Origin of the sequence: Plantactinospora sp. B5E13 (assembly GCF_039871775.1) — a bacterium.
GTDB lineage: Bacteria > Actinomycetota > Actinomycetes > Mycobacteriales > Micromonosporaceae > Plantactinospora.
This window is the reverse complement of record NZ_JBDPLT010000001.1, coordinates 402,556-417,023: the sequence shown is the minus strand read 5'-3', so window position 1 is coordinate 417,023 and position 14,468 is coordinate 402,556. Positions and strand designations below refer to the sequence as shown.

Annotated in this window: 11 protein-coding genes; 5 read left to right on the top strand and 6 right to left on the bottom strand. The window is 72.4% G+C overall.

The genetic code is table 11. From position 1 onward, the window contains the following. Positions 1 to 23: 23 nt before the first annotated feature. The 3 genes from ABGB05_RS01820 to ABGB05_RS01810 all read right to left on the bottom strand — a co-directional run bounded on the left by ABGB05_RS01820 (position 24) and on the right by ABGB05_RS01810 (position 4,531). Positions 24 to 2,078 (bottom strand): beta-galactosidase, encoded by a 2,055-nt coding sequence (locus tag ABGB05_RS01820; protein ID WP_347651320.1) that lies wholly within the window; start codon positions 2,076 to 2,078, stop codon positions 24 to 26. Between the two features lie 189 nt (positions 2,079 to 2,267). Next, positions 2,268 to 3,797 carry an adenylyl-sulfate kinase gene (cysC, locus tag ABGB05_RS01815; protein ID WP_347651319.1) on the bottom strand — a complete coding sequence of 510 codons (1,530 nt, stop codon included), beginning with the start codon at positions 3,795 to 3,797 and terminating at the stop codon, positions 2,268 to 2,270. A 122-nt stretch (positions 3,798 to 3,919) separates the two neighbouring features. Continuing rightward, entirely contained in the window at positions 3,920 to 4,531 is a 612-nt protein-coding gene (locus tag ABGB05_RS01810; protein ID WP_347651317.1) for a DM13 domain-containing protein, read from the bottom strand. 150 nt (positions 4,532 to 4,681) lie between these two features. Between ABGB05_RS01810 and ABGB05_RS01805 the strand changes: the two genes are divergently transcribed. From ABGB05_RS01805 to ABGB05_RS01785, 5 genes are all read left to right on the top strand, one after another. After that, entirely contained in the window at positions 4,682 to 5,650 is a 969-nt protein-coding gene (locus tag ABGB05_RS01805) for an ABC transporter ATP-binding protein (protein WP_347651315.1), read from the top strand. Next, entirely contained in the window at positions 5,647 to 6,507 is an 861-nt protein-coding gene (locus tag ABGB05_RS01800) for an ABC transporter permease (RefSeq protein WP_347651313.1), read from the top strand. The genes ABGB05_RS01805 and ABGB05_RS01800 overlap by 4 nt, the downstream gene beginning before the upstream one ends. Before the next feature lie 2 nt (positions 6,508 to 6,509). Next, positions 6,510 to 7,415: an ABC transporter ATP-binding protein gene (locus ABGB05_RS01795; RefSeq protein ID WP_347651355.1), complete on the top strand. Its 906-nt coding sequence runs from the start codon at positions 6,510 to 6,512 to the stop codon at positions 7,413 to 7,415. Positions 7,416 to 7,421: 6 nt separating this feature from the next. Beyond that, the gene (locus ABGB05_RS01790) at positions 7,422 to 8,132 is read left to right on the top strand and encodes an ABC transporter permease subunit (protein WP_347651311.1); all 711 of its coding nucleotides are present in this window, start codon (positions 7,422 to 7,424) and stop codon (positions 8,130 to 8,132) included. Between the two features lie 198 nt (positions 8,133 to 8,330). Continuing rightward, positions 8,331 to 8,855 carry an AAA family ATPase gene (locus ABGB05_RS01785; protein ID WP_347651310.1) on the top strand — a complete coding sequence of 175 codons (525 nt, stop codon included), beginning with the start codon at positions 8,331 to 8,333 and terminating at the stop codon, positions 8,853 to 8,855. 49 nt (positions 8,856 to 8,904) lie between these two features. On the opposite strand, the gene ppc is transcribed toward ABGB05_RS01785, so the two are convergent. The 3 genes from ppc to ABGB05_RS01770 form a co-directional block, all read right to left on the bottom strand. After that, positions 8,905 to 11,691: a phosphoenolpyruvate carboxylase gene (gene ppc, locus ABGB05_RS01780; RefSeq protein WP_347651309.1), complete on the bottom strand. Its 2,787-nt coding sequence runs from the start codon at positions 11,689 to 11,691 to the stop codon at positions 8,905 to 8,907. A 303-nt stretch (positions 11,692 to 11,994) separates the two neighbouring features. Beyond that, a complete protein-coding gene (locus ABGB05_RS01775) occupies positions 11,995 to 12,966 on the bottom strand; it encodes a DUF559 domain-containing protein (RefSeq protein WP_347651308.1) in 972 nt (323 codons plus the stop codon). A 385-nt stretch (positions 12,967 to 13,351) separates the two neighbouring features. Next, positions 13,352 to 14,257 (bottom strand): AraC family transcriptional regulator, encoded by a 906-nt coding sequence (locus ABGB05_RS01770; RefSeq protein ID WP_347651307.1) that lies wholly within the window; start codon positions 14,255 to 14,257, stop codon positions 13,352 to 13,354. Positions 14,258 to 14,468: the final 211 nt, after the last annotated feature.

Here is a 14,468-nt window from a genome sequence, read left to right as displayed (position 1 = left end):
GGCGGTGGCGCCTCGTCCGGCGGTCACGCCGGTCCCTCGGCGAGCACCACGGCCCCACCGGCCCCGACCGGGGTCGGCCCGGCGTGCCGCAGGCCGGTGAGCAGGTCGACCCCGCCCGCGTCGACCTCCGTCGGCCGATCGCCGTGGTTGAACAGGAAGAGGTACGACCGTCCGTCGGCGTGCCGGCGCCGGACCGCCTCCACGTCCGGCGGCACGGACACCGGCGGGCGGACCCCCGCCTCGGCGGCGATCCGGGCGAGCAGTCGACCCAGGGTGGGGTCGTCGGGTCGGGTGCCCAGGTACCAGGCCGGGCCGCCGGCGGTGTCCCGCCGGGTCACCGCCGGCGCACCGGAGACCGGGCCGTCGGCGTACCGGGCCCGCACCTCGGCGTCCGGCGCGGCCAGCAGTTCGGTCCAGACGGCACCGGTGGCGCCGTCGTCGGGCCCGACCGTGCCGTCGGCCACTTCGGGGCGCAGCGTGCCGGCGGCGGCTTCGAGCCGCACCGTGGTGCCGGCCGGCAGCGGGAAGAACTCCTCGACCCGGATGCCGAGCAGGTCGGCGAAGGCACCGGGCAGCGGTGCCGGCCGGACCCGGTCGTACTCGTCCACCAGACCGCTGTACGCGCCGACGACGAGGGTGCCGCCGCCGGCGACGTACCCGGTCAGGTTGGTCACGGCGGCGTCGGGTACCGCGTACAGCGCGGGGGCGACCACCAGCCGGTAGCGGTCCAGGTCGGCGTCGGGCGCGGCGAGGTCGGCGGTGATCCCGGCCCGCCACAGCGCGCTGTGCCAGCGGCGGATCTCGTCGAAGGCGACCATGTCCACGCTCGGCTGGTTCGGCGCCTCCTGGGCCCAGACGCTGCCGTAGTCGAGCAGTACCGCCACCTCGGCCTCGGTCCGGGACCCCTCGATCTGGGCCAGCGCCCGCAGGTGCCCGCCGAGCGCCACCACCTCGCGCCAGATCTTCGAGTCGGTGCCGGCGTGCGGCAGCATCGCCGAGTGCCACTTCTCGGAGCCGGCCCGGCTGGCCCGCCACTGGAAGTAGAGCGCGCCCTCCGAGCCCCGGGCGACGTGCGCCAGCGCGTCCCGGACCAGCTGGCCGGCCGGCTTGGCCAGGTTGCGCGGCTGCCAGTTGACCGCGCTCGTGGAGTGCTCCATCAGCAGCCACGGCCCGCCGGCCAGCGACCGGCTCAGGTCGGCGGCGAAGGCGATCTGGGCCGGCGCCTCCAGCGGGTGCTCGCCGAGCAGGTAGTGGTCGTTGGAGAGCAGTCGGTCCGGGCCGGTCATCTCCCGCCCCCAGGCCCAGTAGTCCAGGTTGACGCAGCTGCCGGTCATCAGGTTGGTGGTCACCGGTACGCCGGGGGAGAGCCGGTGCAGGACGTCCCGTTCGGCGACGAAGTTGGCCAGGTGCTCGTCCGAGCTGAACCGCTTGAAGTCCAGCAGCTGCCCCGGGTTTGACGAGGTCGGGGTGGCCCGGGGTGGCTGCACCTGGGCCCAGTCGGTGTACGTCTGCGACCAGAACGCCGTACCCCAGGCCGCGTTGAGCCCGTCGAGGTCGCCGTAGCGGGCCCGCAGCCAGCTCCGGAAGGCGGCGGCGGAGGTGTCGCACCAGCAGTGCGGGTTGTGGCAGGCGTACTCGTTGTGCACGTGCCAGACGGCGAGCGCCGGATGGTCGGCGTACCGCCGGGCGAGCTGCTCGGTCAGGTCCAGGGCGGCCCGCCGGTACGTCGGCGAACTCGGGCAGATCGCCTGCCGGCTGCCGTACGTCAACCGGCGTCCGTCGGCGTCGACCGGCAGCGTCTCCGGGTGGGCGTACGAGAACCAGGGCGGCGGGGAGGCGGTGGCGGTGGCCAGGCAGACCCGGATTCCGCCCTCGTGCAGCCCGTCCATGATCCGGTCGAGCCGGTCGAAGGTGTAGGCGCCCGGCGCCGGTTCCAGCCAGGCCCAGCCGAAGACGGCGACGGTGACCAGGTTGACCCCGGCCTCGCGCATCAGCGCCACGTCCTGCGGCCAGATCTCCTCCGGCCACTGCTCCGGGTTGTAGTCGCCGCCGTAGCTGAGGCCGGAGACCCTTGGCACCAGACGTCCCACGCCCTACCCCCGCACTCGCTCGCACGAAATCCAACAGATCTGCACACTATCGCTCAGCGTCGGGTGCGAGAAAGAGCCCCTTCCGGTCGGACCGGGCGGCAGCCGGTGGACAGGAAGAACCCTTCCTGGGAACAGGGTGATGGCCGAGCAGGTCGGCTGGGTGAAGGGCGCGGCCGCTCAGGCCGGCTGCAGTCGCGGCTCGACCCAACCGGTCTCGGTCAGGTGCACGAGCACCGCCCGGACACACTCCTCGACGGTCGTATCGCTGGTGTCCAGCACCAGGTCGGCGTCGGTCGGCGGCTCGTACGGGTCGTCGATGCCGGTCATCCCGGTGAGCTGGCCGGCCCGCGCCCGCGCGTACAGGCCCTTGCGGTCACGCCGCTCGCAGACCGACAGCGGGGTGGCGACGTGGACCAGCACGAACCCGGCCCCGGCGGACCGGGCCATCTCCCGGGCGGTCGCCCGGGCCCGGGCGTACGGCGCGATCGGGCAGCAGATCGCCAACCCCCGGTGCCGGGCCACCTCGGCGGCGACCCAGCCGATCCGCCGGATGTTCAGGTCCCGGTCGGCGGCGCTGAAGCCGAGACCGGCGGAGAGTTCCCGGCGGACCACGTCACCGTCGAGCAGGGTGACCGTCCGGTCCCCGCTCTCCCGCAGCGCGTCCGCCAGTCCCCGGGCGATGGTCGACTTACCGGAACCGGACAGGCCGGTGAAGAAGAGCACCAGGCCCCGGTGCCGGCGCGGCGGCCGGGCCCGGCCCAACTCCTTGGCCACCGCCGGCGGGGTGTGCCACTCCGGCAGCGGGAAACCCCGGTCCAGCAGGTCGTCGACCTCCTCCTGGGTCAGCGCCAGCCGCCGGTTCCGGGGTGGGACGTCGTCCTGCCACCGCCACTGGCCGTCCCGGTTGTCGTACGCCAGCTCGCGCGGGACCAGCATCCGCAGCCCGCCGCCGGTGAGCATCTCGGTGGTGGAGAGGACGTGGGTCACCCCGTACGCCCGGGCCACCCGGGCGCGCAGCAGGGCATCCCAGATCTCGTCGCCGCGCCGGGCCATCGGCACCGCGACGATGGTGGCCGGCGGCATCCGGTCCCGGGCGCCGAAGACGCTGCGGACCAGCACCTCCGGGGCGAGGCCGTCCGGGCTGCTCTCCGCCACCGGGATGAGGACCAGCAGGTGCGCGGCGAGGGTACGGACGGCGTGCGCGATCTGCGCCAGCTGGGGACGGTGCAGTGGCCGGTCGGCGATCACCCCGAGCACCCGGCCCGGGGGCAGCAGTTCCCGGACCTCGGCCGGGGTCCGGCGCAGCCGCTGGAACGGGCCGTGCCCGCCGTCGCCGATCCGGCGTACCGGGCCGCCGACGCCGTACCACGGTTGCCGGGTCGGCCAGATGTCGGTCACCTCGAGCAGCGCGGTCGGCGCCCCCTCGGGGTCGGTGAGGATCAGGCCGCGTTCCATCGGGTTGTTCGGGTCGAGTCCGCTGACCACCTCGGCCGGGACCTGCAGGGTCACCGGCACCGGCCACGGGGTGGCGTCGGCGAGTCGCCCGCGTCGGGCCACCGAGGCCAGGTCGGCGCGGCCCATGAAGCCGGCGAGCGGGGCGTACGCTCCGGAGAGCAGCAGCTCCAGATCGGCCAGCTCATACGGGCGGGGCGTGTACGCCGGAGCGTCACGCAGCAACTCATCGGGCAGCACCCACCCGTTGCTCATCGCACCCCCAACTCCTGGCCGGCACACAGTTTCGCAGCCGTTCGTCGATCGGTCGAGACCGGCCACTCCCGATTGGACGCTTCCCGGGCACCGGGGCGTCGTTGATCGGCAACTATGAGAGGTTACCCAACGGTGTGGAGTTCGGCCGCGCCGAATGACACCGAAAAGCGTTTGCACCAGATGGAGACGCTACGGAATTCGTGAAGGTCGGTACCGGTCGGGATGGGGTACGCCTGGTCACCGCGGTTGCCCTTCAGACGGCCCAGCTCGACCCACCGGCCGTCGTCGAAGACGCGCCAGCCGGCGGTGCCCTCCCGTACCGGCTGATCGGTCAGCCAGACCCGGAGGTCCGGCCCGTCGGAGGTGTCCAGACCGACCAGTTCGAGACGGTGCCGGCCGTCCGGGGCGCGGACGATCCGGGCCGTTCCGGTGGTCCGGTGCTCGTGGGTGACGAACTCGCCGCTGCCGACCAGGACCGGCCGGGTGGGCCCGGGACCGGGCGGGCCGGAGGTGACCGTCCCCGACGGCGACCCGGCGGGGACGGGGCCCGTGGTCCCGGGCGACCCGGAGGGTTCGGGGGCGGTCGCCGGGACGGGCTCGCTGAGCGGCTCCGCCACGGTCCGGTCGACGACGATCTTCCACGGTTGGAACCAGTACCCGCCGACAACGGCGACGGCCCCGAGCACGGCGACGGCGACCCAGGTCAACGGTGCGCGGAGCAGGCGACGCGACATGGGGGCCAGTCAACCAGCCCGCCGGTCCGGCGCGCGGCCCCCACTTCTTACCGTTCTCTTACCCGTGCGGGTCCCGCCGAAATGGAATCGGGGTTCTCCCAGGGTCTGTCCCGGACCCCGGAAGGAGACTCCGGCACCTACGCTGACGGCGTGACACTGATCGCGACCCAGTCGCTGACCAAGACGTACGGCAACGGGGTGACCGCGCTGGCCGACCTGACCGTCGGCATCGAGCCGGGCATCGTCGGGCTGGTCGGGGCCAACGGGGCGGGCAAGTCGACCTTCATCAAGATCATGCTCGGCCTGCTGGAGCCGACCGCCGGTCAGGTCCGGGTGCTCGACCTCGACCCCACGGTCGACGGACACCAGGTCCGGTCCCGGGTCGGGTACATGCCCGAGCACGACTGCCTGCCGCCGGACCTGTCGGCCGCCGAGTTCGTCACCCACATGGCCCGGATGAGCGGACTGCCGAAGACCGCCGCCCGGGAACGCGCCTCCGAGACCCTGCGACACGTCGGCCTCTACGAGGAGCGCTACCGCCAGGTCGGCGGCTACTCGACCGGCATGAAACAGCGGGTCAAGCTCGCCCAGGCGCTGGTCCACGACCCGGACCTGCTGCTGCTCGACGAGCCGACGAACGGGCTCGACCCGGCCGGCCGGGACGCCATGCTCGGGCTGATCGACCGGATCGGCAGCGAGTTCGGCATCTCCGTACTGGTCTGCTCGCACCTGCTCGGCGAGGTCGAGCGGATCTGCGACGCGCTGGTCGCGATCGACGGCGGCCGGCTGCTGCGCTCCGCCCAGCTCTCCGACATGACCACCGCGACCGAGGTGCTCTCCGTCGAGGTCAGCGAGGGCACCGACGAACTCGCCGCCCGGCTGGCCGCGGCCGACCTTCCGGTACGGCGGGAGGGCCGGCTGCTGCTCGTGCCGCTCGCCGACGACACGACGTACGACCTGATCCTGACCGCGGTGGCCGAACTGGACCTGCCGTTGCACCGGCTCGACCAGCGTCGCCACCGGGTCGCCGAACTCTTCGCCACCGGGCCGACGGTCTCGCCGCCGACACCACCGGGTGAGCTGACCGGCGCCGGCACCAGCGGAGGGGGTACCCAGTGAGCCAGCCGACCGGAGTCATCCACGACATCGGCTACCAGCGTTACACCGGGGTGCGGCTCGGCCGCCGCCACCTGGTCGGCACGCTCTACCTGCACGGACTGCGGGCCGCCTTCGGACTCGGCCGCAGCGCCAAGGCGAAGATCTTCCCCTGGATGATCGTCGGGGTGGTCGGCGCGATCGCCGCCGTGCTGACCGCGTTCCGGGCCCAGACCGGCGAGCCGGTGATGAGTTACGCCGAGTTCCCGCAGACGCTCACCATCCTGATCATCTTCTTCTGTGCCATCGTCGCGCCGGAACTCGCCTCCCGTGACCTGCACAGCGGAGTGCTGCCGCTCTACTTCGCCCGACCGCTGCGTCGCGGCGACTACGCGCTGGCCCGGCTGGCCGCCCTGGTCAGCGCGACGTTCCTGCTGCTGGCCGGCCCGCTGACGGTGATGTTCGCCGGAGCCGCGTTCGGCGCCCCCCGGATCGGCGCGGTCTGGGACGAGTTCGTCGACTACCTGGCCGCGCTCGGCTACGTCGCGGTGCACGCGGTGGTCTTCTCCGTACTGGCCCTGCTGGTCGCCGCCCTGCTGCGGCGCCGGGCGGTCGCCGCCGGGGCGATCGTCGGCGCGTTCCTGCTCACCACCCCGCTGTACGGGGTGCTGATGGTGCTGCCGTACGAGCGGGCCGCCCAGCTCGCCGGCCTGGCCAGCCCGGTCACCCTGGTCGGCGGGATCGGCGACTGGGCGTTCGAGTCCGGCGGCGACGTCGGCATCGGCGGCTACGGCCCGCTGTACGCCCTCGTCGCGCTGCTCTTCGTCGCCCTCGGGATTCTGCTGCTGCTGGCCCGCTACCGGAAGGTCGCCGCAAAGTGACAATGGTGGAGCTCACCGGGGTCTCCCGGTGGTACGGCAACGTGGTCGCGGTTAACGACGTCACGATGGGTCTCGGCGCCGGGGTGACCGGGCTGCTCGGTCCGAACGGCGCCGGCAAGACCACCCTGCTGCACATGATGGCCGGGTTCCTCGCCCCGTCCCGGGGCACCGTCACCCTCGGCGGCGAACCCACCTGGCGCAACCCCGGCGTCTACCGCAGACTCGGCCTGGTCACCGAACGCGAGGCGGCGTACGACTTCCTCTCCGCGTACGAGTTCGCGCTGGCCAGTGCCCGGCTGCACCGGCTGCCCGATGCCGAGGCGGCGGCCCGGCGGGCGATCGAGACGGTCGAGCTGACCGAGGCGCAGGACCGCCGGATCGGCACGTACTCCAAGGGCATGCGGCAGCGGGCCCGGGTCGCCGCGGCGCTGGTCCACGACCCGGAGGTGCTGCTGCTCGACGAGCCGTTCAACGGGATGGACCCGCGGCAGCGGATGCACATGATGGAACTGCTGCACTCACTCGGCGACGCCGGCCGGACCATCCTGTTCAGCTCACACATCCTGGAGGAGGTCGAGCAGGTCTCCGGCACCGTCCAGGTGATCGTCTCGGGTCGGCTGGCCGCCTCCGGCGACTTCCGTACCATCCGCCGGCTGATGACCAACCGGCCGCACGTCTTCGCGGTCCGCTCCACCGACGACCGGCGGCTGGCGGTGGCGTTGATGGGCGAGCCGTCGGTGAACGGGGTCGAGATCGACCGCGAGGGCCTGACGGTACGGGCCGGCGACTACGGCAGCTTCACCCGGGCACTGCCGAAGATCGCCCTGGCCTCGGGGATCCGGGTACGCCGGCTGCTCCCCTCGGACGAGTCCCTGGAGAGCGTGTTCTCCTACCTGGTGGAGGCCTGACCAGTCATGTCTACCGTTTCCTGGATCACCGCGCGCGGGCTCTTCGGCCGCCGTCGGTTCCTGCTGCTCTTTCCGCTGCCGCTGCTGGTGATCGGGCTGGCGGTGCTGGTCCGTTGGGCCGGGGTCGCCGCCGGCGAGTGGGCTCCGCCGATCGTCTTCGGCCTGGGGCTCGGGGTGATGCTGCCGGTGACCGCGCTGATCGTCGGCACCGGTGTACTCGGCTCCGAGATCGACGACGGGACCCTGCTGCACATTCTCACCAAGCCGCTGCCGCGCTGGCAGATCATCCTGCCGAAGCTCGTGGTGGCGGCCGGGGTGACCGCCCTGGCCACCGCCATCCCGCTGTACGTCGTCGGGGTGCTCGCCGACTCCGTACGTTTCGGGTTGGGGCTGGCCGCCGCGAGTGCGGTCGGCGCCCTCGTCTATTCGGCGATCTTCCTGCTGCTCAGCCTGGTCACCCGTCGGCCGGTGCTGCTCGGCCTGGTCTACGTGCTGATCTGGGAGGGGCTGCTGACCAACGTGATCAGCGGGACCCGGGTGCTCTCGGTCCAGCAGTACGTGCTGACCCTGACCGACCGGATCGCGCCGACGGCGCTGCTGGACAGCACGGTCTCCGTGCCGGTGGCGTTGGTGATGGGGGCGATTTTCACGGTCGGCTGCACCGCGCTGGCGATCGACCGGCTCCGCTCGTTCAGCGCCGCCGGCGAGACGAGCTGACCGGGCGGCTTGGCCTGGCCGGGCTGACCGGACCCGTCAATCGGCTTCCGGGACCCAGTCCAGCCAGGTCGGGGCGTCCCGGAAGCCCTGCCGAATCTTGCGATCAAGACGCGTCCTGCTCCTGTGAACCCGGCCGCACCCTCCTAACGATCATGGCCGGAGGGCCCCTGGCAGGTTACCGGCGCCTACCCTGGACCGGTGCGGGCGATTCTGATCTCGGGTGTGCCGGGCGCCGGGAAGACGACGGTGGCCCAACTGCTGGCCGCCAGATTTCCGCGCTCCGCCCACGTCGAGGGTGACGTTGTCGGGCACGACTTCATCGTCAACGGACTGGTCCCGCCCCAGGGGCCACCGGCCGACGAGGCCGAGGCGCAACTACTGCTCCGGCGCCGCAACATCTGCCTGCTCGCCGACTCGTTCGCCGACGCCGGGTTCCTGCCGGTGATCGACGACGTGGTGGTCTCCCCGGCGGTGCTCGACACGTACCTCCGGCTGCTCCGGACCCGGCCGTTCGCCGTGGTGCAACTCGTGCCCGACCTGGCGGTCGTGGCCCGCCGGGACGCCGGCCGCGACAAGCAGGTCTTCGCGCTCTGGCAGCACCTGGACGCCGAACTGCGGACGCGGATGCCGCGGGTCGGCCTCTGGCTGGACAGCACCGACCTGTCGGCGGTCGAGACCGTCGACCGGATCGAGGCGTCCCTCGACGAGGCTGTCGTCGCCTGAGTCGTCGGCGGCCCCCGCCGATGACCCGGCGCCGCCGTAGCGCGCCGGCTCAGCCGGTGTTGCGCATCCCGGCGGCGATGCCGTTGACGGTGGTGAGCAGGGCCCGCTCCAACGCCGTACCGTCACCGGGGGCGCGCCGGCCGCCCGGCGCGGTGGCGATCGCCCGACCCGCCGCGCCCGAGTCGCGGTACTGCCGCAGCAGCGCCACCTGCAGGTGGTGCAACGGTTCCAGGTAGGTGTCCCGGACCGCGAGGGTGCGCTGCAGCACCGGCGAGTTCTCCAGCAGCGCCGGCGAGTTCGTGATCGCCAGCACCTCACGCTTGGTCAGCTCGTACTCCGTCTCGATCATCTGGAAGATCGGGTGCAGCTTCTTCGGGACCAGCGTCTCGACGTACCGCCGGGCGATGTTCAGGTCGGTCTTGGTCAACATCATTTCGACGTTCGACAGGAACGTGCCGAAGAAGTGCCAGGCCCGGTGCATCTCGCAGAGGATGTCGCCGTGCCCCGCCTCCCGGGCGGCGGCCAGCCCCGAGCCGACCCCGAACCAGCCCGGCACGATCTGCCGGGTCTGGGTCCAGCCGAAGACCCACGGGATCGCCCGCAGCCCGGCCAGCCCGGCGCCGGTGTTCGGCCGCTTCGCCGGCCGGGAGCCGATGTTCAACGCGCCGAGCAGCTCGGTCGGGGTGGAGGCCCAGAAGTACGCGGGGAGGTCCGGGTTCTCCACCAGCGACCGGTACGACCGGTACGCCGCGTCCGAGACCACGTCCATCGTCGAGTTCCACCGCTGGAGCGCCTCGGCCGGCTGACGCGGCTCGGTGTGCAGCAGGGTGCTCTGCAGCACCGCGGCCAGGGTCAGTTCCAGGTTCTCCCGGGCCAGCGACGGCAGGGTGTACTTGTCGGAGATGACCTCGCCCTGCTCGGTCACCTTGATCTCGCCGTCCAGGGTGCCGTACGGCTGGGCCAGGATCGCCTCGTGCGTCGGCCCGCCGCCCCGGCCGACCGTGCCGCCCCGGCCGTGGAAGAGCCGCAGCCGTACGTTGTGCCGGGCCGCCACGTCCCGCAGCGCGCGCTGGGCCCGGTGGATCGACCACTGCGAGGTGGTGATCCCGGCCATCTTGTTGGAGTCGGAGTAGCCGAGCATCACCTCCTGCACGTCACCGCGGGCCGCCACGATCGCCCGGTACGCCGGCAGCGAGAGCATCTCGTCCAGCAGGTCACCGCCGGCCTCGAGCTCGTCCGGGGTCTCCAGCAGCGGGACGAAGCCGATCCGGGCCCGACCGGTGTGCACGTCGACCAGACCGGCCTCCCGGGCCAGCACCACGGCGGCCAGTACGTCGTCGACGCCGAGCGTCATCGAGATGATGTACGACTCGATCACCTCGACGCCGAACCGTTCCTGGATCTCCCGGACGGTGCCGAAGACGTCGAAGGTCTTGCGGGCCGGCTCGGTCAACGGGGTGTCCATCGTGGACAGCGGCCGACGGCCGGTCAGCTCCTCGGCGAGCAGCTTGGTCCGGTCGGTGCGGCTGAGCGCCGAGTAGTCGGGCACCTCGCCGACCTGGGCGTAGAACTGGGCCAGCACCGCGTGGTGCGCCTCGGCGTGCTCCCGGATGTCCATCGTCGCCAGCTGCGGCCCGAACGCGGCGACGGTACGGATCACCGAGGCGAGCCGGCCGACGGCGGTGAGCTGCCCGGAGTTGCGGGCCAGCGAGGCGCGCATCAGCTCCAGGTCGCTGAGCAGGTCGGCGGTGCCCCGGTAGTCCCGACCCGGCACGTGCGGGGTGGCCTGGTTGAGTCGGCGCCGGGTGTTGGCCAGCTTCGCCTTGATGCACCGGGCCTTGAGCCGGTACGGCTCCTCGGCGTTGACCCGGCGGAACCGGGCCGCCACCTCGGGCAGCGCGTCGAGGTCCTTGGCGAGGCTGGCGGAGAGGTCCAGTGAGACGCCACGCAGTCGGCGGGAGACCGAGACCTCGTTGATCACCGACTCCATCGCCGCCTCGGTGGCCTGGATGCCGTGCTCGTACTGGATCAGCAGCACGTCCCGGGTGACCTGCGGGGTGACGAACGGGTTGCCGTCCCGGTCGCCGCCGATCCAGGTGCCGAAGGTGAGCGGCCGGGCGGTCGGGGCGGTCTCCACACCGAGGCCGCGCAGCGTGTCGGCGAGGTCGTCGAGGACCTGCGGGGCGGCTTCGGCGTACAGGTCGCGCAGGTAGTAGATGGCGTTGCGGGCCTCGTCGGTCGGGTCCGGCCGGTCCAGCCGCAGCTCGTCGGTCTGCCAGAGCAGGTCGAGCAGTTCGGCGAGGCGCCGGCTGGCCGGGCCCTCGTCGGTGGCGCCGTACAGGACGGCGGCGGACGCCTCCGCGTCGAGCTGGTCGGCGACGGCGCGCAGCTTGGAGAGGATGGACCGGCGGGCCGCCTCGGTGGGGTGGGCGGTGAAGACCGGCCGGACGGCGAGCCGGCGGGCGGCCGCGGCGATCTCCTCCGGCGGCACCCCGCGCTCGCGGATCAGCCGGGCGGCCTGGTCCAGCCAGCCGCCGTGGGTGGCCCGCTGCCGGCGCAGGTCCCGGGAGCGGTGCACCTGCTCGGTGATGTTGGCCAGGTGGAAGTAGGTGGAGAAGGCCCGGGCCAGCTTGGTGCCGGTGGTCACGTCCATCGCGGAGAGCCGCTGGGCCGCGGCCTCGGCGTCGTGTCGAACCAGGGCGCGGATCTCCTCGACCAGGTCGAGCAGCGGGGGCCCCTCCTGGCGCGCGAGGGTCTGGCCGAGCAGTCGGCCGAGGCGGCGGATGTCGGCTCGGAGGGCGGCGTCGGGGCCGTCGTGATCATGCTGGTCGGTCACCGTGCGCTCCTTGATCGAGTACGGAGGACAGCGTTGTCCGACACCGTGGATCGTATCCGCGTCGGGCCGCTTTCGGCGCCTGGACCCTACGCCGATCCGGTCATGCCCGTCCCGCCGACCACCCGGATGAGCTGGAATTCACCGTTCCCCGCCCGGCTGCGCCGTTCTCCGGTGGCAGATAAGTGATCACGCTCACTCGCCTTCGGCCTCTCCCTCCGGCGGGGAGACGGTCGTCGGCCGGGCCGCTGATGATCTGAGCACCATGGACCTCAAACAGGGCTCGTAAGGTATCTGGTGCGCAGATCATCTGCGCGGACTCCGCCGTTCGCTGAGGGCCTGGGCGACCTGCCGGACCACCCGGCCCGGAGACCGGAGTACGTCGTCGGCGGTGAACCGGAGCACCAGCCATCCGGCCGCCCGCAGGGCGTTCAGCCGGGCGACGTCCCGCCGGAAGTGAGCCCGTTCCCGGTGGTGGTCACCCTCGTACTCGAGCGCGATGCGTAACCGCGGGTAGGCCAGGTCAACCCGGGCGAGGAAGCGGCCCCGGGCGTCGTACACCTCGTGCTGGGCCGTTGGTGACGGGAGCCCGGCGTCGTACAGGACGAGCCGGAGTCGGGTCTCCATCGGTGACTCGCTGAGCGGCTCGGCGAGCGGCAGCAGTTCCCGCAACTGGGCGGTGCCCGGTCGGCGGGGATGGGCCGCGAGGTAGGCGGCGAGATCCGACAGCCGCACCACCCGTCGGTTGAGCAGCGCGTCGACCGCGACCAGCGCCCGGGTACGACCCTCGGACCGGTCGGCGTCCGGGTCGGTGGCGACGCCGTCGGTACGGCGGACGGAGCCCGCGAAGGCGGACCGGCCGAGATCGAACGCGGTCCGTACCCCGGTGGTGACCGGGAGCCCGGCGAACCGGGTCACATCGTCGGGCGCCAACCTGTGGTGAGCCACGACGATCCGGTCGCGGTGCCGTGGTCGGGCCGCTTCGGGCAGTACCACGAAGACCGGACTCTGCCGGGGCAGCAGGTCGACGCCCCAGAGGTAGGCCGCGCTCGGCCCGGCGAGCGCGGCGCCCGGTGGCAGGGTGAGCGCGACCGCGTCACACCACATCCGATGGTCGTCTGGCCGGTAGCCGTCCTCGTGCACGTAAACGTCCGGTAGCAGACGCCGCCAGCACGAACTGCGGAGCATCCGCCGGGTCAGCAGCCCGGCGGTGATCGCCCGGTCGGCCGAGAAGGGCAGGAATGCCAGCTCCCTGGGCACGTGTGGGGCTCGGGGCATCCGCACAGCGTGCCGGAGCCGGGCCGTATCCGCAGCCCCGTGTCGGCCCGGCGCCCATGGCGGACCCGGCGCGGCACCGCGGCTGGGTATGACCGGCCTGCCCGCCCAATTGACCAGGCCGGGCAGGAACCGGCCCGGCCCTCGCGCCGTGCGGTTCCTCCGGGTCGGCGCCGGGGGCAGAGGTGGTGTGGAAGCTGCGGGCCTCCCCGAGCAGGTCCGCGCACCTCCGCACCACCTCCGGTGACGTCCGTGTGACGTCCGACGGACCGACCTCGACCGGTGGTCGGGGGCAGTACCTGGACCCATGCTCCCGGGTCGGTCGACCAGGTGCGTTGAACATCCGTGCTCGGTTCGCCGGGTGGGTGTGGCGTGGGGAGTGGTCCGTCTAGGGTGCGGTGGCGAGGAGTTCCCGCAGCTGGGCCGGTGAGTGACCGAGCTGACGGCGGAGCGTACGGGTCAGGTGTGGCTGGTCGGCGAAGCCGTGTTCGGCGGCGAGCGTGCGCAACGTGTCGAGGTCGTCGCCGGCCAGCGCGGTCAGCACCGCCCGGGTCCGGATCTGGCTGCGGTACGTGGTGAGACTCTGTCCGGTGACCCGGTGAAAGACCCGGCTCAGGTGGTGTGGTGAGCAGTTGACCTGTCGCGCCAGTTCGGTGAGGCCGAGAGCGTAACCCCCACCGGTGATCACCTCACGGGTCCGGTTCACCAGCCGCCGGTGCGCGGCGAGCGTCGCCGGTCTGCGACCGACCGTTCGGGACAGTTCGTCGTCAGGTCGGTCCGTCGCGCCGTCGGAGGCGCCGGTGGCCAGTAGTCCATCGAGCAGCCGGTGCAGCCGTTCGGTGAGTGCGAAGCTGTCGACACCGCGTACGCAGTCCGTGATCAGGGTCCGGTGGGCGAGGTCGAGCCGGTCGGAGACCCGGCCGTCCCAGCCGGCCCCGGTCAGCCACCGCTCGCCGTCCGACCGTTCGGCGAGCACCCCACTCTCGATCTCGATCGCGGTGTAGGTGTCACCACAGGTCAGGGGATGGGAGACGACGAGGTCGTCGGCCGGGCCGGTGAGCAGTGCCGAGGTCGGGTCGGCGAACCGCTCGTGTCCGTTGAGTCGACGCAGGTAGCCGCCGGAGCGGGCCAGGTTGATGGTGAAGGCGCCGGTCGACCGGGCAGCCCGCCAGGCGCTTTCGACGTTGGCGCACCGGACCTCGTAGAAGAGCATGCCGTCCGGACGTCCGAGTCCACGCCACCGGGCCTGGACCCGGTCGTTGTCGGCATCCAGGTAGTCGTGCCAGTCGGGCATTTTCGCCTCCCGAGGTAGGAACACTCCGGCCAGCATGACGGGTTGTCGTCGACCAACTTTTGGCCCGTTGTATCGGGATCGCGCAACCTGCCGGACGTTGCGGTGTTTCGCGAACCGCGACGGCCGAGCGGCGAGAAGGACGCAACCGCCACGGGTGCGCGATCCCGGAGGCGGACAGACAAGGCTCGGCGACGACCCAACCGAGTACGGC

What these genes read in the sequence shown, in the direction of transcription:
- ABGB05_RS01770 (WP_347651307.1), bottom strand. Translation starts at nt 14,257, where the DNA reads ATGCCCGACTGGCACGACTACCTGGATGCCGACAACGACCGGGTCCAG.
- cysC (WP_347651319.1), bottom strand. Translation starts at nt 3,797, where the DNA reads ATGAGCAACGGGTGGGTGCTGCCCGATGAGTTGCTGCGTGACGCTCCG.
- ABGB05_RS01810 (WP_347651317.1), bottom strand. Translation starts at nt 4,531, where the DNA reads ATGTCGCGTCGCCTGCTCCGCGCACCGTTGACCTGGGTCGCCGTCGCC.
- ABGB05_RS01790 (WP_347651311.1), top strand. Translation starts at nt 7,422, where the DNA reads ATGTCTACCGTTTCCTGGATCACCGCGCGCGGGCTCTTCGGCCGCCGT.
- ABGB05_RS01775 (WP_347651308.1), bottom strand. Translation starts at nt 12,966, where the DNA reads ATGCCCCGAGCCCCACACGTGCCCAGGGAGCTGGCATTCCTGCCCTTC.
- ABGB05_RS01795 (WP_347651355.1), top strand. Translation starts at nt 6,510, where the DNA reads ATGGTGGAGCTCACCGGGGTCTCCCGGTGGTACGGCAACGTGGTCGCG.